At 38.2% G+C, this 19,385-nt stretch carries 17 protein-coding genes and 1 tRNA gene; 14 read left to right on the forward strand and 4 right to left on the reverse strand.

The genetic code is table 11. The features are described 5' to 3' along the window. Nucleotides 1-31: 31 nt before the first annotated feature. Genes IGK86_RS04310 through nifJ form a run of 3 tightly spaced genes read left to right on the forward strand, consistent with a single transcriptional unit; the run spans nt 32 to nt 5,854 of the window. Nucleotides 32-889 (forward strand): sulfide/dihydroorotate dehydrogenase-like FAD/NAD-binding protein, encoded by an 858-nt coding sequence (locus IGK86_RS04310; RefSeq protein ID WP_002365019.1) that lies wholly within the window; start codon nt 32-34, stop codon nt 887-889. Next, nucleotides 882-2,300: an NADPH-dependent glutamate synthase gene (gltA, locus tag IGK86_RS04315; protein ID WP_010776028.1), complete on the forward strand. Its 1,419-nt coding sequence runs from the start codon at nt 882-884 to the stop codon at nt 2,298-2,300. Before IGK86_RS04310 ends, gltA begins: the two co-directional genes overlap by 8 nt. Before the next feature lie 20 nt (nt 2,301-2,320). Continuing rightward, on the forward strand, nt 2,321-5,854 hold the full coding sequence (gene nifJ, locus IGK86_RS04320) for a pyruvate:ferredoxin (flavodoxin) oxidoreductase (RefSeq protein ID WP_016616767.1): 3,534 nt from the start codon (nt 2,321-2,323) through the stop codon (nt 5,852-5,854). 35 nt (nt 5,855-5,889) lie between these two features. On the opposite strand, the gene IGK86_RS04325 is transcribed toward nifJ, so the two are convergent. After that, nucleotides 5,890-7,305 (reverse strand): Ktr system potassium uptake protein D, encoded by a 1,416-nt coding sequence (locus IGK86_RS04325; protein WP_002385738.1) that lies wholly within the window; start codon nt 7,303-7,305, stop codon nt 5,890-5,892. Between the two features lie 369 nt (nt 7,306-7,674). On the opposite strand from IGK86_RS04325, the gene IGK86_RS04330 reads away from it, so the two are divergent. The 8 genes from IGK86_RS04330 to IGK86_RS04365 all read left to right on the forward strand — a co-directional run bounded on the left by IGK86_RS04330 (nt 7,675) and on the right by IGK86_RS04365 (nt 15,433). Then, nucleotides 7,675-9,192: a flavocytochrome c gene (locus IGK86_RS04330; protein ID WP_002356617.1), complete on the forward strand. Its 1,518-nt coding sequence runs from the start codon at nt 7,675-7,677 to the stop codon at nt 9,190-9,192. A gap of 226 nt (nt 9,193-9,418) precedes the next feature. Then, nucleotides 9,419-10,003 (forward strand): thymidine kinase, encoded by a 585-nt coding sequence (locus IGK86_RS04335; RefSeq protein ID WP_002356618.1) that lies wholly within the window; start codon nt 9,419-9,421, stop codon nt 10,001-10,003. Nucleotides 10,004-10,014: 11 nt separating this feature from the next. Beyond that, nucleotides 10,015-11,088 carry a peptide chain release factor 1 gene (gene prfA, locus IGK86_RS04340; protein ID WP_002356619.1) on the forward strand — a complete coding sequence of 358 codons (1,074 nt, stop codon included), beginning with the start codon at nt 10,015-10,017 and terminating at the stop codon, nt 11,086-11,088. Further along, nucleotides 11,081-11,914, forward strand: a complete 834-nt coding sequence (gene prmC / locus IGK86_RS04345; protein ID WP_016616766.1) for a peptide chain release factor N(5)-glutamine methyltransferase — start codon at nt 11,081-11,083, stop codon at nt 11,912-11,914. The genes prfA and prmC overlap by 8 nt, the downstream gene beginning before the upstream one ends. 43 nt (nt 11,915-11,957) lie before the next feature. Beyond that, entirely contained in the window at nt 11,958-12,980 is a 1,023-nt protein-coding gene (locus IGK86_RS04350) for an L-threonylcarbamoyladenylate synthase (protein WP_016616765.1), read from the forward strand. Between the two features lie 75 nt (nt 12,981-13,055). Continuing rightward, complete coding sequence (gene glyA / locus IGK86_RS04355; protein ID WP_002356623.1) at nt 13,056-14,294, forward strand: serine hydroxymethyltransferase; 1,239 nt, start codon at nt 13,056-13,058, stop codon at nt 14,292-14,294. A 131-nt stretch (nt 14,295-14,425) separates the two neighbouring features. Then, nucleotides 14,426-15,055, forward strand: coding sequence for a uracil phosphoribosyltransferase (upp, locus tag IGK86_RS04360; RefSeq protein ID WP_002356624.1), 630 nt, complete (start codon nt 14,426-14,428; stop codon nt 15,053-15,055). 105 nt (nt 15,056-15,160) lie between these two features. After that, a complete protein-coding gene (locus IGK86_RS04365) occupies nt 15,161-15,433 on the forward strand; it encodes a membrane protein (RefSeq protein ID WP_002356625.1) in 273 nt (90 codons plus the stop codon). A gap of 73 nt (nt 15,434-15,506) precedes the next feature. Here IGK86_RS04365 and IGK86_RS04370 read toward each other — a convergent pair whose 3' ends face one another. Next, entirely contained in the window at nt 15,507-15,743 is a 237-nt protein-coding gene (locus IGK86_RS04370; RefSeq protein WP_002381528.1) for a hypothetical protein, read from the reverse strand. A gap of 158 nt (nt 15,744-15,901) precedes the next feature. Between IGK86_RS04370 and IGK86_RS04375 the strand changes: the two genes are divergently transcribed. Further along, nucleotides 15,902-15,974, forward strand: a tRNA-Thr gene (locus IGK86_RS04375). A gap of 48 nt (nt 15,975-16,022) precedes the next feature. On the opposite strand, the gene IGK86_RS04380 is transcribed toward IGK86_RS04375, so the two are convergent. Next, a complete protein-coding gene (locus IGK86_RS04380) occupies nt 16,023-16,349 on the reverse strand; it encodes an AzlD domain-containing protein (RefSeq protein WP_016616764.1) in 327 nt (108 codons plus the stop codon). Continuing rightward, a complete protein-coding gene (locus IGK86_RS04385; RefSeq protein WP_425137491.1) occupies nt 16,336-17,043 on the reverse strand; it encodes an AzlC family ABC transporter permease in 708 nt (235 codons plus the stop codon). Before IGK86_RS04385 ends, IGK86_RS04380 begins: the two co-directional genes overlap by 14 nt. A 213-nt stretch (nt 17,044-17,256) precedes the next feature. On the opposite strand from IGK86_RS04385, the gene IGK86_RS04390 reads away from it, so the two are divergent. Both IGK86_RS04390 and IGK86_RS04395 read left to right on the forward strand, forming a co-directional pair. Next, nucleotides 17,257-17,808, forward strand: coding sequence for a helix-turn-helix domain-containing protein (locus IGK86_RS04390; RefSeq protein ID WP_002362234.1), 552 nt, complete (start codon nt 17,257-17,259; stop codon nt 17,806-17,808). A 112-nt stretch (nt 17,809-17,920) separates the two neighbouring features. Then, on the forward strand, nt 17,921-19,252 hold the full coding sequence (locus IGK86_RS04395; protein ID WP_016616763.1) for a hypothetical protein: 1,332 nt from the start codon (nt 17,921-17,923) through the stop codon (nt 19,250-19,252). Nucleotides 19,253-19,385: the final 133 nt, after the last annotated feature.

A 19,385-nucleotide genomic window follows, 5' to 3' on the forward strand; every position in this document is an offset into this window, starting at 1 on the left:
AAGAAAGTAGGAGTCAGAATGAAAAGGAATGATGAAGGTAGGTATTTCAATGTTTAATATTCTTCAGTCGACTCAATTATCTAGTAATACATTTGATTTTTGGCTGGAAGCGCCAAGAATAGCGACACATGCCCAGGCTGGACAGTTTGTTATTTTAAGAATTGACGAAAAAGGAGAGCGGATCCCTTTAACGATTGCGGAGACAAATCCACAAGCAGGCAGTATTCGAATTATTTTCCAAGTAATCGGTAAGACAACAGCTGCACTTTCCCAACTTAAAACTTCCGACTCTTTGTTAGATATCACTGGACCTTTAGGTATGCCCACAGAAGTGAAGCAATATGGAACGGTGATGGTTGTCGGTGGCGGGGTTGGCATCGCGGCTATTTATCCAATTATCAAGGCTTTAAAAGAAGCAGGCAACCGAGTGATTACGATTTTGGGGGCACGCACAGCTGAGTTAGTTCTGTTACAAGAAGAATGCCGTCGTTATTCGGATGAACTAATCATTACAACGGATGATGGTTCATTAGGTAAAAAGGGCTTAGTAACAGAAGCGATGGAAGAAGTTATTGCACGTGAATCTGTAGCGTGCAGTTGGGCGATTGGGCCCAGCATCATGATGAAATTTTGTACCTTGACAGCTGAAAAACATCAATTACCAATTTATGTTTCCTTGAATCCTATTATGATTGACGGAACAGGTATGTGTGGCGGTTGTCGGGTCACTGTTGATGGCACCATGAAATTTGCCTGTGTTGATGGACCTGAGTTTAAAGGCAATGAAGTAAATTGGGATGAATTCATTAATCGAATGAAGCAATATCAGGAAGAAGAAGCAGTTTGCTTTACAGATCGTTTGAAAGAGCAGGTGGAGAAAAATGGCTAGAAAAAGTCGTATAAAAACACCGATTGCGGAACAAGCACCTACTATCAGAAAGAATAATTTTGAAGAGGTTTGCTTAGGCTATACATTAGCAGAAGGGCAAGAAGAAGCGATTCGCTGTTTACAATGTAAAAATGCACCTTGTATTGCTAAATGCCCCGTGATGATTGATATTCCTGGATTTATTTTAGCTATTCGTGAAGGAAACATGGAACAAGCAGCCGATATTTTAAGTAAATATACGAATTTACCTGCTATTTGTGGACGCGTTTGTCCGCAAGAGAAACAATGTGAACAAGTTTGTAAATTAGGGAAAGCCAAAAACTTTGAACCAGTGGCAATTGGCAAATTAGAACGTTTAGTTGCCGATTGGGCATTAGAAAATCACAAGTTTCCTAAGAAAACAGCGGAACCAACAAAAGGGAAAATCGCAGTGGTCGGTTCTGGTCCTTCTGGGTTAACAGTTGCGGGGGATTTGGCAAAGCTCGGCTACGAAGTAATTATTTTTGAAGCGCTTCATGAAGCTGGTGGCGTATTAACCTATGGTATACCTGAATTTCGATTACCGAAAAAAATTGTTAAACAAGAAATTGCGAGTATTGAAGCCTTAGGTGTAACAATAGAAACCAATGTGGTAGTAGGTAAAACGATTACGATGGAAGAAATAATGTCAGAGTTTGATGCCTGTTATCTATCGGTTGGTGCAGGGGCACCAAACTTTATGGGAATCCCAGGAACTAGTTTAAATGGGGTTTATTCTTCTAGTGAATTTTTAACACGAATCAATTTAATGCATAGCTATGAGTTTCCAGAATATGATACACCGATTAAACGTGCTAAAAATGTTGTTGTGATTGGCGGCGGGAATGTTGCAATGGATGCCGCTCGTTCAGCCAAACGATTAGGCGCTGAAAATGTGAACATTGTGTATCGTCGTTCGTTAGAAGAATTACCAGCAAGAATTGAAGAATACCACCATTCCCTTGAAGAAGGAATTAACTATTATTGGTTAACGAATCCAATTGCTTATTTAGATGACCAACAAGGAAATCTAGCCGGTGTTGAATGTGTCAAAATGGTTTTAGGTGAACCAGATGCGTCTGGAAGACGACGGCCAGAACCGGTTCCAGACAGCACGTTTACCATTCCTGCTGATGCAGTAATCGAGGCAATTGGCCAAGGGGCAAATCGCGTCTTGTTATCAACATATCCAGAAATAGAACTAAACCAATGGGGTTACATTCAAGCTGATCCTAAAACAGGAGCAACCTCAATACCTGGCGTTTTTGCTGGGGGCGATATAGTCACAGGTGCTGCCACCGTTATTTTAGCGATGGGCGCTGGGAAAATCGCAGCTAATGCAATTGATCAGTATGTCAAAACACAAAAAACAACAGTCACAAGCAATGTTTAGGAAAGATAAAAGGTGAAAAAATGAAAAAAACAATGGATGGAAACACCGCAGCGGCTTATATTTCATATGCGTTTACAGAAGTTGCCGCTATTTATCCTATCACACCAAGTTCAACAATGGCTGAGTTGGTAGATGAATGGGCGGAAAGTGGTTTAAAAAATATTTATGGTCAAAAAGTTCAAGTTATTGAAATGCAATCAGAAGCTGGGGCAGCGGGAGTAGTTCATGGTTCGTTAAAAACAGGTGCGTTAACCACTACTTATACTGCTTCACAAGGTTTACTGTTGATGATTCCCAATATGTATAAAATCGCAGGAGAATTGCTACCTTCTGTGTTCCACGTGGCGGCTCGGGCAGTAACGACAAGTGCGTTGAGTATTTTTGGTGATCATGGCGATGTGATGGCTACCCGCCAAACAGGTTTTTGTATGTTAGCAGAATCGAGTGTTCAAGAAGTGATGGATTTGTCGGCAGTTGCTCATTTAGCTAGCTTAGAAGGTAGTTTACCTTTTGTAAACTTTTTTGATGGTTTTAGAACGAGCCATGAACTACAAAAAATCGAAGTGATTGATTATGATGACCTGAAAGAAATGGTGAATCAGGAAGCTGTAACTCGTTTTAGAATGGGAGGCATGAATCCTAATCATCCCACTGTTTCAGGGACCGCTCAAAATCCTGACATTCATTTTCAACAAAGAGAAACAGTCAATAAAAATTACGAAGAAATGCCAAAAATTGTTCAAAAATACATGAAAAAAATTAACAATCTTCGTGGAACAACGTATGATTTAACCGATTATTACGGGGTTGAAGATGCAACAGAAGTCATTATTTCAATGGGGTCGGCTTCGCCAGTAATCAAACAAACAGTCGACTATCTCAATCAACAAGGACGCAAAGTTGGTTTTATCAATATTCATTTATATCGTCCATTTCCTACCGAAAACCTTCTTGAAAAATTACCAGCTACAGTAGAAAAGGTTGCGGTTTTAGATCGAACAAAAGAATCAGGAGCCGAAGGGGAACCATTATTGCTAGATGTTCAAAGCGCTCTCTATCAACATGAAAATCGCCCAATTGTGATTGGTGGACGTTATGGGTTAGGTTCTAAAGACGTAGCGCCTAATCAAATTAAAGCGATCTATGATCATTTGTTATTGCCATTTAAAGAATTAAAACAACGTTTTACGGTAGGGATCGTTGATGATGTAACCTATCAATCATTGCCAGAAGAATCTACTTTAGATTTAACGCCAGATACTACTTTCCAAGCAAAATTTTGGGGCTTTGGTTCTGACGGAACTGTGGGAGCAAACAAGCAAGCGATTAAAATTATCGGAGATCATACCGACCTTTATGCACAAGCTTACTTTAGTTATGATTCTAAAAAATCAGGCGGTTTAACCGTTTCGCATCTGCGTTTTGGTAAAGAGCCAATTACTTCCACGTATTTAATTGAACAAGCAGATTTCATCGCTTGTCATAATGCTTCCTATTTGCATAAATACGACCTGTTAAAAGGTTTAAAAGATGGCGGAACGTTTTTACTGAATACTATTTGGGATCAAGAAAAGGTTCATCGTTTATTACCGGCTAAGTTAAAAAAATATATTGGGGAGCACCAAATCAAATTTTATATTATCAATGCGGTTGAGTTAGCTCGCAAAGTAGGCTTAGGCCGTCGGATCAATACAGTGATGTCTACTGCCTTTTTTGAAGTAACAGATATTTTAACGAAAGAGCAATATTTACCGTTACTTAAAGAAGAAGTGAAAAAGACTTATGGAAAAAAATCAATGGAAATTGTTGAAAAAAATTACCAAGCGATTGATGCTACCTTTGAATCGCTGCAAGAAATTGTAGTCCCAGAAGATTGGGCCACCATTGTTTTAGAACCAGAAAATCAAGAGTCGGAAGTTCCAGCTTTTGTGACAAACATTTTAGAACCAATCAATCGTCAAGAAGGGGATCAGCTGACCGTTTCAGATTTGATTGAAAACGGAATGAAGGGCGGTGCCATTCCTATGGGCACTGCGGCTTATGAAAAACGTGGCATTGCGTTAGAAGTGCCTGAGTGGCAAATGGATAAGTGTACGATGTGTAATGAATGTGCCTTTGTTTGTCCACACGCGGCTATTCGACCGTTTTTAGCGGATGAAGAAGAACTGAAAGAAGCACCTGCAGGTTTTGCCATGCGCGAAATGCGTGGCACAGATGGATTGATGTATCGTATCCAAGTTTCTTTAGAAGACTGTACAGGTTGTGGTCTTTGTGTTCAGGCATGTCCCGTGAAAGACAAGGCGATTTTAATGAAACCTTATGAAACTCAGAAAGAGCAAGCGATGAATTGGGCCTTTGCGATGACTCTTAAACAAAAAGCCAACCCAGTCAAAAAACTTTCTGTTAAAGGTTCCCAATTTAACCAGCCATTGATGGAATTTTCAGGTGCTTGTGAAGGCTGTGGCGAAACACCTTATATTAAGTTGTTGACGCAACTATTTGGTGATCGAATGATGATTGCTAACGCAACAGGCTGTTCATCAATTTGGGGTGGTTCGTCACCGGTGACGCCTTATACAACGAACGAATGTGGCCAAGGACCAGCTTGGAGTAATTCGCTGTTTGAAGATAATGCGGAATATGGTTATGGTATGTATATTGCCAATCGAACGAAACGGCAACATTTAGCTAGTCTGGTTGAAGAAAGTCTTGCTAAAAACGTCGGATCAGATTCACTTCAAGCCTTGTTAAATGATTGGTTGGAACACATGGCTGAAGGGGAAGGAACACAACAGCGAGCAACCAAACTAGCGGCGGCATTAAGTGAAGAAGCCGATGAAGATCCACTTTTAACAAAAATTTACGAACAAAAAGATTTACTAGTGAAAACGAGTCAATGGATTGTCGGCGGCGATGGTTGGGCCTATGATATCGGGTTTAGCGGCATTGATCATGTTCTTGCCAGTGGGGAAGATGTTAATATTTTTGTTATGGATAACGAAGTATATGCCAATACAGGCGGACAAACATCTAAAGCTACACCAGCTTCAGCCATTGCCAAATTCTCAGCGGGTGGGAAACATACCTCTAAAAAAGATTTAGGGATGATGGCAATCACTTATGGGAATGTCTATGTTGCACAAGTGGCTTTAGGCGCAAACTCAATGCAAACGATTAAAGCAATTGACGAAGCGGAGCGGTACCCAGGCCCATCAATTATCATCGGTTATACCCCATGTATTAATCACGGGGTCAAAGGTGGAATGGTTCGGACGTTAGATCAAGCCAAAGAAGCCGTTGAATCTGGCTATTGGCCACTTTATCGCTATAATCCAGAGTTAGTTAAGAAAGGCAAAGATCCGATGGTCATTGACTACAAGAAAACAGATTTTGACAAAATGCGTGATTTCCTTGAAAAACAAACACGTTACTCTGCGTTGCATACAATTAAAGAGAATCAAGAAGTAGTCGAACATTTACTTGATAAAACTAAAGAAGATGCAATTGAACGCTCTGAAAGTTATAACAAACTAGCCACACATATGAAAAAATAAAAAAACAAAGCCTCTTACTTGAGAGGCTTTGTTTTTTATCCAATAATAATTTTTTCTGAAGGGTATTCGTAGCCTAAGTCACGTGTTTCTTTTGGTACAAAAATCATTAAGGTATAAAGCATACCAATACGTCCAATAAACATTAATAAGGCAATCATTAATTTACCTACTGTTGTTAAATCGTCTGTAATGCCCAAAGAAAGACCGGTTGTCCCAAAGGCAGAAGCGACTTCCACAATGATTGAAATCAAGGGCAGATTTTCAGTTGCTGACAAAAAGACGACAGCGAAAAAGCACATAATCAAAGACAACATGAAGACGACAATCGATTTTTTGACATCATCGTCATCTATTTTACGGCTAAAGACGCTAATATCATCTTCACTTTTTAAAAAGGCTAACAAATACAAACCAATAATCGCAACAGTCGTTGTTCGAACACCACCACCAACAGAGCTAGGACTACAACCAATAAACATTAACACAGAAAAAATAATCAATGTTGTGATTTGGAAGTCCCCTAAATCATTAATTTGGAGGCCAGCGTTTCGTGTAGTCATCGAATAAAACATCGAACTTACCCAACGGCCACTTTCATTCATTGTCAAAAATAGGTGATCTTTTTCTAATAAGTAAATCAAAATAGTCCCACCAATAAACAGAACAATAAACGCTAGCAAAGCAATTTTACTAAATAATGAGAAGCGGAAAGGCAAGCCTCGTTTCTTCTTACGAAAGTTCTTTTTCTTAAAATGTAACCACTCATGAATTTCCAGTAAAACGGGAAATCCAATTCCGCCGATAAAAATTAAGAACATAATTGCCAGTAAAAAGAGATAATCATGAGCAAAAGGAATAATTGAATCACCTGAAATATCAAAGCCTGAATTAGTCACTGCAGAAATAGCTTGATAAAATCCATAAAATATCGCATCTCGCCAGTTTGTATAATAACCACTTATATAAAAATAAAGCGAAAAGAGCGAGCCGAAGATTACTTGGAACCAAATTAAAATCAAAAAAGTGGTGCGGATCAGTCGAACAATTCCGCTCAGCCGCGGCTGATTCATGTCAGTCATAATTAACTGACGTTGCTTTAATGTGATTCGCCGTTTTGATAAAATAAAAAAGACCGTTGAAATCATCATAATCCCTAAGCCACCAACTTGGAAAAGAACCTCCAATAAGACGATCCCACGATCATTAAAAACCGAATTAATATCGACTGTGGTGAGTCCAGTAACGCTGACTGTACTGATTGCTAAGAAAAATAAATCAATAAAGGGAACATGAGAGTCAGGTTCTCTGAAAATAGGGAGGCAAAACAATAAATAAGAAATAACCGTCATTAATATGTAATAAGCGACGATGATTTGAATAGATGAAAAATTTTTGCGAATAAATCGATCGCTTTTTCGCTGTGCCAGCCACAGCAAACGTGTATGGTTCACTAGATAACCTCCCAATTCTAATTAAACTAAGTATACCAAAACTTTTCGCCTCAAACGAATAATTCTGCCAGAAAATCCTTGAAATGACAAATAAAAATAAGAAATTCGTTAGAAATAATTGGAAAACATCCACAAACAAGCGAGAACATGATATTTTATGAAAGAATAGAAAAATAGGTTGTTCCCCAAACAACTTATTGCTAATTGGTCAGTTTGTCTAACGATACAACTTTAAAAAGTAGTGGTAGCTTTTTTATTTCGGTTGATATGTGAATGTGTTCACTTTATGTAACAAACTGTTATTTTTATTCAAATGAAAAATAAGAAATTGTGTTGGTAGAAATCAATAGTTTATAAGGTGGGAAAACAATGAAAAAAGTGTTAATGGGAGTTCTTTCCCTAGGGTTATTATTAGGTGCAGCAACAGGTTGTACAAGCGATCAAGAAAAAGCTGCTGGTAAAACAAAAGCATCTTCTGAAAAAACAGAAGCAACATCTGGTGCCTCTGCTAATGGTTATACAGATCCAAGTGAACTAAAAGACAGTTATGATGTTGTTATTGTTGGTTCAGGTGGTGCGGGGATGACCGCTGCATTACAAGCCAAAGAAGCTGGCATGAATCCAGTTATTTTAGAAAAAATGCCTGTTGCAGGTGGGAATACAATTAAATCGTCTTCAGGAATGAATGCTTCACAAACAAAATTCCAAGAAAAAGAAGGCATTAAAGATAGCAACGATAAATTCTTTGAAGAAACACTAAAAGGCGGTAAAGGAACCAACGATCAAGAATTACTACGTTATTTTGTTGATCATTCAGCTGAAGCAATTGATTGGTTAGATACAAAAGGAATTACATTGAGCAATTTAACGATTACAGGTGGAATGAGCGAAAAACGCACACACCGTCCTGCTGACGGATCAGCAATTGGGGGCTATCTAGTTGACGGTTTAGTACGTAACGTTCGCGAAGAAAAAATTCCATTGTTTGTTGATGCTGACGTCACAGACTTAGTTGAAGAAAACGGTCAAATTGATGGCGTAAAAGTGAAAATGAAAGATGATAAAGAAAAAACAGTTAAAGCAAAAGCAGTCGTTGTCACAACAGGTGGTTTCGGTGCCAACGAAAAATTAATTACACAATACAAACCAGAATTGAAAAACTATGTTACAACGAACCAAGAAGGCACAACAGGTGACGGTATCCAAATGATTCAAAAAGTTGGCGGTGCGTTAGTGGATATGAAAGAAATTCAAATTCACCCAACTGTTCAACAAAGCGATGCTTTCTTAATTGGTGAAGCAGTTCGTGGAGAAGGCGCAATCTTGGCTTCTCAAAAAGGAGAACGTTTTGTTAATGAGTTAGATACACGTGACAAAGTTTCTGCAGCAATCAATGCCTTACCAGAAAAATCAGCTTATTTAGTCTTTGACCAAGGCGTTCGCGACCGTGCAAAAGCCATTGATTTCTATGATCAAAAAGGTTTCGTGGAAAAAGGTGAAACGATTGAAGAATTAGCTGAAAAAATTGGCATGCCTGCCGATACATTGAAAGCAACGATTGATACTTGGAACCAAGATGTTAATGCCAAAGATGACAAACAATTTGGCCGGACAACTGGCATGGAAGCTGACTTAAGCACAGCCCCTTACTACGCAATTAAAATTGCACCAGGGATTCACCACACAATGGGTGGCGTGAAAATCAACACGAAAACAGAAGTTTTACGTGAAGATGGCACACCAATTAAAGGTCTATATGCTGCTGGTGAATTAACAGGTGGCTTACATGGTCAAAACCGTATCGGAGGCAATGCCATCGCCGATATTATCATTTATGGTCGTCAAGCAGGTACGCAATCAGCAGAATTTGCCTCTGCTCAAAAATAACTAGCATTAAAAAGTCTGAAATTGTAGTCAAATAACTACAATTTCGGGCTTTTTTATTGCATACTAGCAGGATCATTAGTTGTAGTATAAACAGCTCTGCTAAAATGACTTTGGCGTAGATTCTGTTTTTTTCAGAAAAATGCACGACCATTTTAGCTAAAAATACTGCTTTTTTGCTGAAAATATAGTAAAATACGTAAGGAACTAACGGAAAGGTGTAGTGAACATGGCTCAATTATTTTTCAAGTATGGCGCAATGAATAGTGGTAAAACCATTGAAATCTTAAAAGTAGCACACAATTACGAAGAACAAGACAAACCAGTTGTTTTGATGACCAGTGGACTAGATACACGTGATGGTGTCGGGAAAGTATCCAGTCGCATCGGATTACGCAGAGATGCTATTCCAATTTTTGAAGAAACCAATGTCTTTGACTTGATTAATGATTTGTCTTACAAACCTTTTTGCGTATTAGTCGATGAATGTCAATTTTTAAACAAGCATCATGTCATTGAATTTGCACGAATTGTTGACGAATTAGATATTCCAGTAATGGCATTTGGGCTAAAGAATGATTTTAGAAATGAATTATTTGAAGGCTCAAAGTATTTACTTTTATATGCAGACAAATTAGAAGAATTAAAAACGATTTGCTGGTTCTGTCATAAAAAAGCAACTATGAACTTGCACTATATTGATGGCAAACCCGTTTATGAAGGGGATCAAGTCCAAATTGGTGGGAATGAAGCCTACTATCCTGTTTGTCGCAAACATTATTTTCATCCAAAAACAGTGAATGAAGAACAGTAAGGAGAGACACTATGTACGATCAATTACAATCTATTGAAGATCGCTATGAGGAATTGGGCGAATTATTAAGTGACCCAGCAGTCATTAGCGATACAAAACGTTTCATGGAATTATCGAAGGAAGAAGCTAATACACGTGAGACGGTTGAGGTTTATCGCCGATATAAACAAGTTGTTGAAGGGATTAGCGATGCCGAAGAACTTTTAAGTGAAAACTTAGATGCGGAAATGGCCGAAATGGCGAAAGAAGAACTTTCTGATTTGAAAAAAGAAAAAGAAGTGTTAGAAGACCGCATTAAAATTTTATTATTACCAAAAGACCCAAATGATGATAAAAATATCATCATGGAAATCCGTGGTGCAGCCGGTGGCGATGAAGCCGCACTTTTTGCTGGCGACTTATTTAATATGTACCAAAAATATGCAGAAGCACAAGGGTGGAAAGCGGAAGTTTTAGAAGCGAACGTCACTGGAATCGGTGGATATAAAGAAGTAATTATGATGATTTCAGGAGATAACGTCTTTTCAAAATTAAAATATGAAAGTGGCGCTCACCGCGTGCAACGAGTTCCTTCAACAGAATCACAAGGACGGATTCATACATCGACAGCAACCGTTGTAGTTATGCCGGAAGCGGAAGAAGTCGAAATCGAATTAGCTGATAAAGATATCCGTGTCGATATTTATCATGCAAGTGGCGCTGGTGGACAGCACGTCAATAAAACCGCTTCGGCTGTTCGATTAACCCATTTACCAACAGGAATCGTAGTCGCAATGCAAGATGAACGTTCACAGCTAAAAAACCGTGAAAAAGCAATGAAAGTTTTGCGTGCTCGTGTGTATGACCAAATTCAACAAGAAGCACAAAGTGAATATGATGCTAACCGTAAATCGGCGGTGGGGACTGGAGATCGTTCAGAACGAATCAGAACGTATAACTTCCCACAAAATCGAGTAACGGATCATCGTATTGGTTTAACCATCCAAAAACTAGACCAGATTCTTGCTGGCAAATTAGATGAAATCATTGATGCATTAGTCTTATATGATCAAACATCGAAATTAGAAGAGATGCAAAATGGCTAAACGTTACTTTGAAGTCCTTAACTGGGCTTCTTCTTTTTTAGAGGCGCAAGGCAAAGAAGGCTATGCTATTCACTATGTTTTTTTAGAACGTAAAGGTTGGGATAAAACGCAGTGGCTCCTGCATATGCAAGAAGAAATGCCCAAAGAAGAAGAGGAACAATTAAAAACGGATTTAGCCCAATTATTGACAGATTACCCAGCACAATATTTACTAGGACAAGCTGAATTTTATGGACATTCCTTTATTGTTAATGAACATACTTTGATTCCTAGACCAGAAACAGAAGAATTAGTCGAGCGTTGCTTAAAAGCCAATCCAGATACTCCTTTGACGGTCGTGGATGTCGGAACAGGGACAGGTGCCATTGCGATTAGCTTGAAACTGGCACGGCCCAACTGGCGAGTTATTGCCATTGATCTTTCAGAGAAAGCGTTGACTGTCGCTAAACAAAACGCGCAAGCATTAGGTGCTGGTATCGAATTTTATCATGGGAATGGCTTACAGCCAGTTGCTTCTGAAAAAATTGATCTGCTTATTTCTAATCCGCCCTATATTAGTGAACAAGAATGGCATTTAATGGATTCAAGTGTCCGAACGTATGAACCTAAAACCGCTTTATTCGCTGAAAATAACGGTTTGGCTTTATACCAACAATTAATTCATGAAAGTCAAACGATGCTTAAAGCAGACGGTAAAATTTATTTTGAAATAGGGTTTCAACAAGGCGCGACCCTCCAAGAATTATTGAGCGCCGCCTATCCACAAAAAACAATTAAAATTGAAAAAGATTTATCTGGCAACGATCGCCTCGCGATAGCCGAGTAACTAAGGTTCTTCGTCGCCACTTTTCTAGAAGGAGCGATTTGCAATGGAAACAAAAAAATTAACCAAACAAGAAATAGCCCAAGCAGCAGCAGCCATTCAAGCAGGCGAGCTAGTGGCTTTTCCAACAGAAACTGTTTATGGCTTAGGTGCCGATGCCTTAAATGAAGCGGCAGTAAAAAAAGTTTACCAAGTAAAAGGCCGCCCCAGTGATAATCCATTGATTGTTCATGTGAACAACGTTGAGATGGTCAAAAAATACGTGGCGACCTTACCAGAAGTCGCTACAAAATTGGTGTCTGCCTTTTGGCCGGGACCATTAACTTTAATTTTTAATGTGCCTAGCGATACATTTTCTAAAACAGTAACAGGTGGTTTAGAGACAGTCGCTTTTCGTATGCCAGATAACCAAGCGACCTTAGCTTTGATTGAACAAGCCAATGTTCCATTGGTCGGACCAAGTGCGAACACTTCTGGCAAGCCTAGTCCAACATCTGCAGAGCATGTTTATCATGATTTGCAGGGGAAAATTGCTGCCATATTAGATGATGGCCCAACGCAGATTGGGGTGGAGTCAACGGTCTTAGATTTAACGGCGGAAGATGGTGTGCCAGTTATTTTACGACCAGGAGCAATTACCAAAGAGCAGTTGGAAAGCATTATTTCCCAAGTGAAAATCGATACACATTTAATTAGCGAAAATGCAGCACCCAAAGCGCCAGGGATGAAATACAAACACTATTCTCCTGATGCGGAAGTTTGGATTATAAGCGGTCAAACAGCAGAATGGCAAGCGGCGATTCAGCAAGCAAAAGAACAACAGGAAAAAATCGGCTTATTTTTAAGTGATGAACAGGCAGCACAACTAGATACAGAAAATGCGTTTGTTTATTCTTATGGTGCAGAAACGGTTGAAAATGCCACAAAAGAACTATTTGCAGGGTTAAGAGCGTTAGATGAGCAAGGAGCTACCACGATTTTTGCACAAGGATTTGCAGAAACTGGTTTAGGCACTGCTTACATGAATCGCTTGAAAAAATCAGCTAATCAAAAATTTTTTGAAAAATAAGAGGTATTTGTAACGAAGCTGACACAGAAGTATGATACAATCAGACAAAAGAAAACAAAATGGAGTGTTGTTTGAATGGATTACAAAACGTATGACCCAGATTTATGGAATGCAATTGCAAGAGAAGAAGAGCGCCAAGAAAATAACTTGGAACTAATCGCATCTGAGAATGTCGTGTCAAAAGCGGTGATGGCTGCCCAAGGAAGTATTTTAACGAATAAATATGCAGAAGGTTACCCTGGCAAACGGTACTATGGTGGTTGTGAATTTATCGATATCGTAGAAAATTTAGCTATTGATCGTGCCAAAGAATTATTTGGTGCAAAATTCGCGAATGTACAAGCCCATTCAGGTTCTCAAGCCAATACAGCGGCATACCTTTCATTGGTTGAACCAGGTGATACCATTTTGGGGATGGATTTATCAGCTGGTGGTCACTTAACACATGGTTCGCCCGTTAACTTTAGTGGAAAAACCTATAATTTTGTCAGTTATGGAGTGGATCCTTCAACAGAAGTAATCGATTACGATGTCGTGCGAATTTTAGCAAGAGAACATCGTCCAAAATTAATTGTTGCTGGCGCAAGTGCGTATTCACGAACGATTGACTTCAAACGTTTCCGTGAAATCGCTGATGAAGTAGATGCCAAGTTAATGGTTGATATGGCGCATATTGCAGGCTTGGTGGCTTCAGGGTTGCACCCAAATCCAGTTCCGTATGCTGATATCGTAACAAGTACGACCCATAAAACATTGCGTGGTCCTCGTGGCGGTTTAATTTTGACAAATAGCGAAGAATTGGCGAAAAAAGTAAATAGTAGTATTTTCCCAGGCATTCAAGGTGGCCCGTTGGAACATGTGATTGCCGGAAAAGCCGCAGCTTTTAAAGAAGCTTTGGATCCAAGTTTTGCTGAATATAGTCAGCAAGTGATTGCAAATGCGCAAGCGATGACGAAAGTTTTCAATCAAGCGCCAGAAGCTCGTTTAATTAGTGGGGCAACAGACAACCACTTATTACTGATTGAAGTGACAGGTTTTGGTTTAAATGGAAAAGAAGCAGAAGCTATTTTAGATAGTGTAAATATTACTGTCAATAAAAATTCAATTCCGTTTGAACAATTAAGTCCATTTAAAACAAGTGGTATCCGTATTGGAACGCCTGCGATTACTTCACGTGGTTTTAAAGAAGAAGATGCGGTAGAAGTTGCTAAATTAATCGTTCAAGTCTTAAAAGATCCAGAAAATACAGCAGTTCATGATGAAGTCAAAGCAGCTGTAGCAGCGCTAACTAAAAAATATCCATTATATAACTAACATCAGGGATAGCTGAAGCGCGATTCTCTGTACAAATAAGAGTCGGAGCTTAGGATTTAAGGAATTCAACTTGTGTCCTAGGCTCTTTTGTTTTACAATAAGAAAGAATAAAATAATGAAGGAGAATAGATATGGGAAAATTTCAAGTAATTGATCATCCGCTAATTCAACACAAACTAACAATGATTCGCGAAAAGAACTGTGGGACAAAGGTTTTCCGCGAAGTTGTCAACGAAATTGCTATGTTAATGGCTTATGAAGTATCACGGGATATGCCTTTAGAGGATGTTGTCATCGAAACACCGATGGGTAAATCAACACAAAAAACACTTTCAGGGAAAAAAGTAGCAATCATTCCTATTTTACGTGCCGGCATTGGCATGGTTGATGGGATTTTAGAATTAATTCCAGCAGCGAAAGTTGGACACGTTGGACTTTACCGTGATGAAGAAACATTGCAACCACATGAATACTTCGTGAAATTACCTGAAGACATTGCAAGTCGTCAATTATTTGTTGTTGACCCAATGCTAGCAACAGGTGGTTCCGCAATTATGGCCATCGATTCCTTAAAAGAACGTGGTGCTAGCAACATTAAATTTGTATGTCTAGTGGCCGTTCCAGAAGGTGTGAAAGCTTTACAAGAAGCGCACCCAGATGTAGATATTTATACAGCAGCTTTAGATGAGCGCTTAAACGAAGACGGCTATATCGTTCCTGGTTTAGGGGATGCTGGTGACCGTTTATTCGGAACAAAATAATAACAAAAAACCGTTAGATAACCGATTATGGTTACTAACGGTTTTCTTTTGCTTAAAGAACTTTTCTAGGTGTATAATAAAAAATAAAAAAACAAAGGAGTAGCTATGAAAAAGAATAAAAAAGTCTTACACGCTATCGCTGTGATTGCTAGTGTGATGTCAGTTTTGATGTATGTTTCATATATTCCACAAATTTATGGAAATTTACATGGGGAAAAAGGCAATCCGACGCAACCATTAGTGGCAATGATTAATTGTATTTTTTGGACGATTCATGGGTTATATGGAGACGATGGAGAAACACGAGATAAGTCCATTATTTTTGCTAATGTTCCCGGAATTATTTTTGGTTTTTTTGCGTTTATTACAGCATTATAGCTTCCGACGAATTGGAAAGTATTCCAATTCTGTACATAAAAAAGAGCGGGGGAAATTTCCCACGCTTGAAGAATTAAATCTTTTTCAATTGTTTGTAATTAATAACAATCACACCATTGCTGTGCACCATTAAGTGATTGTTTTTTTGCGTTTCGTCAATTTCGACGACAGCGGCATTTTTTAATTGTTTCGTAACAACGCCTGTTTGTGGCTGTCCGTGAACAAGAAAAGTAACATGGGTGTCAACGGCGAAATCCTTACCAGCATCCGATGGAACAACAGGAGTAACCATACCATTAAAATTTGACATACAAAAAACCATCCTTTCTTGATATCTCTATTATACCACATTTTCAGAAAAAAGTTTGTAAAGTCGCTATTTGGCTTATTTTAAAGAGATTTTGCATAAATAAATAACAAACAGACTTTACAAATAAAGTAGAAAGTCCTATAATAGATTTGTTTCAGGCCAGCTTAGCTCAGTTGGTAGAGCAACGCACTCGTAACGCGTAGGTCGTAGGTTCGAACCCTATAGCTGGCATCTAAAAAACAGACAGGCACTACCAGATGGTAGTGCCTGTCTGTTTTTTTAGATAAAATTTTGGATTAGTGCAAATGAAGCAATGCCTACCAGTACAATAAGCAATAAGTTTTTAGTAAGTATTGCGGCTAAAATGGTAGGAAATGAAGCGAATAAATAAGGAAGATTGAGGCTTGGTAAATGCCCAATTCTTTGTTCAAATAAGCTACTAAACCATAAGGCGGACATAATCACAATGGGAACAAAACTTAGATATTCTAATAATTTCTGTGGCAGACTGACTTTTTTTAAAAGTAAAAATGGCAGTATTCTTGAAAGCCAGGTTGCAACGGAACAGCCTAAAATTGTTAAAAAGAGATACTCAGAAGAAGGCATGTTTTATCATCACTCCTATTCCACACCCGATTAACGTGACAACTAAGACAATTAAATTACTGGGAATAAAAATTAGACCAATAGACATCAACCCAAAAGTAATCAGGACCATGATGAGTTGTAAAGCGATTTTCATGGAACAATCACTAATTATCTGAAGATAAAGTAAACCAATGAACATAGCCACGACCGCAAACTCAAGACCTAATGCTTGAGGATTTGCAATAAAGCGCCCTAGATAGGCACCGATGATCGTCGAAAAAACCCAAGTCGCATAGGAAATCAAATTGGCAGCATTAAACCACTCAAAACTTAAACGTCCTTTGGTGTGGTTTAATTTATTCATTCCTAGTGCAAAACTTTCATCCGTCAGTAAGGTTCCCAACCAGAGATTTTTACCGAGAGATTCGGCTTTAAAGTAAGGCGCAATGGTCATTCCCATAAGAATCATACGCGCATTTACTAAGAAAGTCGCTAACACAATAGATAAGATAGGGCTACCGCCAGTCAACATACTAACTGTTACAAACTGAGCAGATCCTGCAAAAATAAAAAACGACATCGCACTAACAATCAGAGGGGAAAAACCTGCTGCTTGTCCTACGATACCAAAAGCAATGCCAATACCAATATAGCCAAAAACCGTTGGCAAGGCTTCACGAATGCCAGTGCGTGCATCTAATTGGTGGTTCATTCTCTTTTTTTCCTTCTTTCTGTATAAAATTTAAACACGTGTGTATGAAAATCTAGACCTTCGATAATAAGACACAACGAGCGAATGAGCGTTTTCATTATTAACCACTCCTTTTGAACAACTAAGATATATATTGTATAATACAATAAAGAATACTTTTGTTCAATATATTAAACTTTTGGATAATAAAAAGAAACAGAAGGAGCAACTATTTTGGAGATTAATACAATTATTGGCAATAATTTAAAAAAAATTAGACAAGAAAAAAAACTTACGTTAGATGAACTAGCTGGGATAACCGGAGTGAGTAAAGGGATGCTTTCGCAGATTGAAAAAGGAACCACCAATCCTACCATAAATACAATTTGGAAAATAAGTAATGGACTCAATGTTCCATATACGTATTTATTAGAAGATGACTATGTTAAAGAAAATCCCGTGGTTAAAAAAACTGAGACGGTAACACAACATTCTGAAGATCACTCCTATCGAGTCTTTAATTACTACTCGGACAACCAGGAAAGAAACTTTGAACTCTTTCAGTTTGAATTAGATCCAGGGAAAAAGTATCAAGCTGTTGGGCATTCAAAACGTTCGACAGAATATGTCATGGTTATTCAAGGAGCATTAGCTCTTGAAGTGGGCGGTCAGAGATACCTTCTTCCAAAAGACGCCGCTATGTATTTTGATGCTAATCAAGTACACACGTATATAAATGATGGAACAGAGAAAGTCCAAGCTGTCGTCATTAACTATTATACGTAACAGTGGAAAATAAACATTAGGAAATTGCTACATCTGTTATTTTATGGACAAAAAAAGTAAACAATGCTACCCTAAAAATAATAGAAAATGAAAGATAAAAGAAGAGGTCAAAATGAATAAAAAAATTGAAAGTCTTGGTAATACAGCATTAAGTTTACTAAGTAATACGATTATTGTTGTGCCTTATTTACTTTACATTCAATTGAGTGATGGACACAACCTTCTAACAATTTTACCATTTGTCTTATTTTATACATTGCGTATGACAGGCATTTTTCTAGTTCGAGGAATTAATTTGTCTTTGACTAGTCTAGGTCTACTAAAGATTTCTCTATTGTTAGGCTTGGCAGGATCCTTAATTGGGATCGCCGGCGCTTTTTCTTTCCCGCTTTATAGTATTTCAGGAATGTTGTTAGGACTTAGTGGGGCGTTGTTGCCACCAAGTAATCAATCAATTCGCTTTTTCTTGAAAGAAGAAGGTCAAAAAATCAGTCACAGCAATCTTTTAACGACAGTCTTATTGACCGCTGTTTTATTTGGCGCTTTATTTTTTAAAGCGACTGAGATTGGACTGGCGTTATTGGTGTACGCGCTCTATTTTCTGCTTGCTTTAGTAGCAATCAAGAGCTATCCTGTTTCATTAAACGAGCTAGAAGAAGAATCAGCAGAAGTTTCACGAAAAGAATTAATTCTGTTTGTTATCTTTTTTGTGTTATTACTTTTATTAAGAAGTGGTCGCTTATTAACGAATGCGGTGGAATTTGATTATGCGATTGTTGGCGCCTGCTGTTTCTTTGTGGTGGCTGTCCTTTTCGTTAGTCATTATGGCAAACGCGGCGCGTATAAAGTATCGCTAGAAATGAATCTTGCGACCTTGATTAACGGGATTGTCGGGAACTATTTATTTTTATTTGGTTCCATTTATGTTGCAGGGGTTTATGGCAGAGCTCATATGGGCATCTATCTCTATTTACCTTATGTTTTAGGGATGATTTTTGCAATGATTGCAGCTAGTAAAACGAAACAATGGTCAAACAACATACCAATGGTTGGTCTGGCGGGAAGTTTGGGAATATTACTTCTTACCTCGTGGACTATTTTAGGCCTGTTTCTCTTGAGTTTTTTCAAAAGCACATTGAATAGCTTTTTAGCTAGGCGATATTATCAAGAGACAGATTTGCCAAAAGATAGCCGCATCCTTATCAAATATACAACACAAACAAAAGGGAGTTTATTCCATCAATTTATTTTGATGGCGCTTATGTTAGTCACTGTAGTAGGCAAAGGTGGCACGACACAATTTTTATTAGAATTGACTGGCGGCAAAGGCATTTCAATGCAAACAAGTCAATTTTTAACTTTCATTAAAAATAGTAACTCGCTCTTAGTGTTATTGTTTATTGCAGTTTATTTCGTGGTCGTTTTTCGTCAAAAGAAACGATAATTTACAAATATTCATAAAAAAAATACTTGGAAAAACAGTGATTGTGGCTGATTTTCCAAGTATTTTTTTATGAAAAGATGTTTTTTTTTTTTGAAGATTCAAAAAAAATTAATCAATTGTTTCATTTTTAACA

Origin of the sequence: Enterococcus sp. DIV1206, from assembly GCF_051712485.1 — a bacterium.
GTDB lineage: Bacteria > Bacillota > Bacilli > Lactobacillales > Enterococcaceae > Enterococcus > Enterococcus faecalis.

Bases quoted from the DNA above. Each gene is read 5' to 3' on its own strand.
- IGK86_RS04310 (WP_002365019.1), top strand. From the start codon at position 32: ATGAAGGTAGGTATTTCAATGTTTAATATTCTTCAGTCGACTCAATTA.
- gltA (WP_010776028.1), top strand. From the start codon at position 882: ATGGCTAGAAAAAGTCGTATAAAAACACCGATTGCGGAACAAGCACCT.
- nifJ (WP_016616767.1), top strand. From the start codon at position 2,321: ATGAAAAAAACAATGGATGGAAACACCGCAGCGGCTTATATTTCATAT.
- IGK86_RS04330 (WP_002356617.1), top strand. From the start codon at position 7,675: ATGAAAAAAGTGTTAATGGGAGTTCTTTCCCTAGGGTTATTATTAGGT.
- IGK86_RS04335 (WP_002356618.1), top strand. From the start codon at position 9,419: ATGGCTCAATTATTTTTCAAGTATGGCGCAATGAATAGTGGTAAAACC.
- prfA (WP_002356619.1), top strand. From the start codon at position 10,015: ATGTACGATCAATTACAATCTATTGAAGATCGCTATGAGGAATTGGGC.
- prmC (WP_016616766.1), top strand. From the start codon at position 11,081: ATGGCTAAACGTTACTTTGAAGTCCTTAACTGGGCTTCTTCTTTTTTA.
- IGK86_RS04350 (WP_016616765.1), top strand. From the start codon at position 11,958: ATGGAAACAAAAAAATTAACCAAACAAGAAATAGCCCAAGCAGCAGCA.
- glyA (WP_002356623.1), top strand. From the start codon at position 13,056: ATGGATTACAAAACGTATGACCCAGATTTATGGAATGCAATTGCAAGA.
- upp (WP_002356624.1), top strand. From the start codon at position 14,426: ATGGGAAAATTTCAAGTAATTGATCATCCGCTAATTCAACACAAACTA.
- IGK86_RS04365 (WP_002356625.1), top strand. From the start codon at position 15,161: ATGAAAAAGAATAAAAAAGTCTTACACGCTATCGCTGTGATTGCTAGT.
- IGK86_RS04370 (WP_002381528.1), bottom strand. From the start codon at position 15,743: ATGTCAAATTTTAATGGTATGGTTACTCCTGTTGTTCCATCGGATGCT.
- IGK86_RS04380 (WP_016616764.1), bottom strand. From the start codon at position 16,349: ATGCCTTCTTCTGAGTATCTCTTTTTAACAATTTTAGGCTGTTCCGTT.
- IGK86_RS04385 (WP_425137491.1), bottom strand. From the start codon at position 17,043: ATGAACCACCAATTAGATGCACGCACTGGCATTCGTGAAGCCTTGCCA.
- IGK86_RS04395 (WP_016616763.1), top strand. From the start codon at position 17,921: ATGAATAAAAAAATTGAAAGTCTTGGTAATACAGCATTAAGTTTACTA.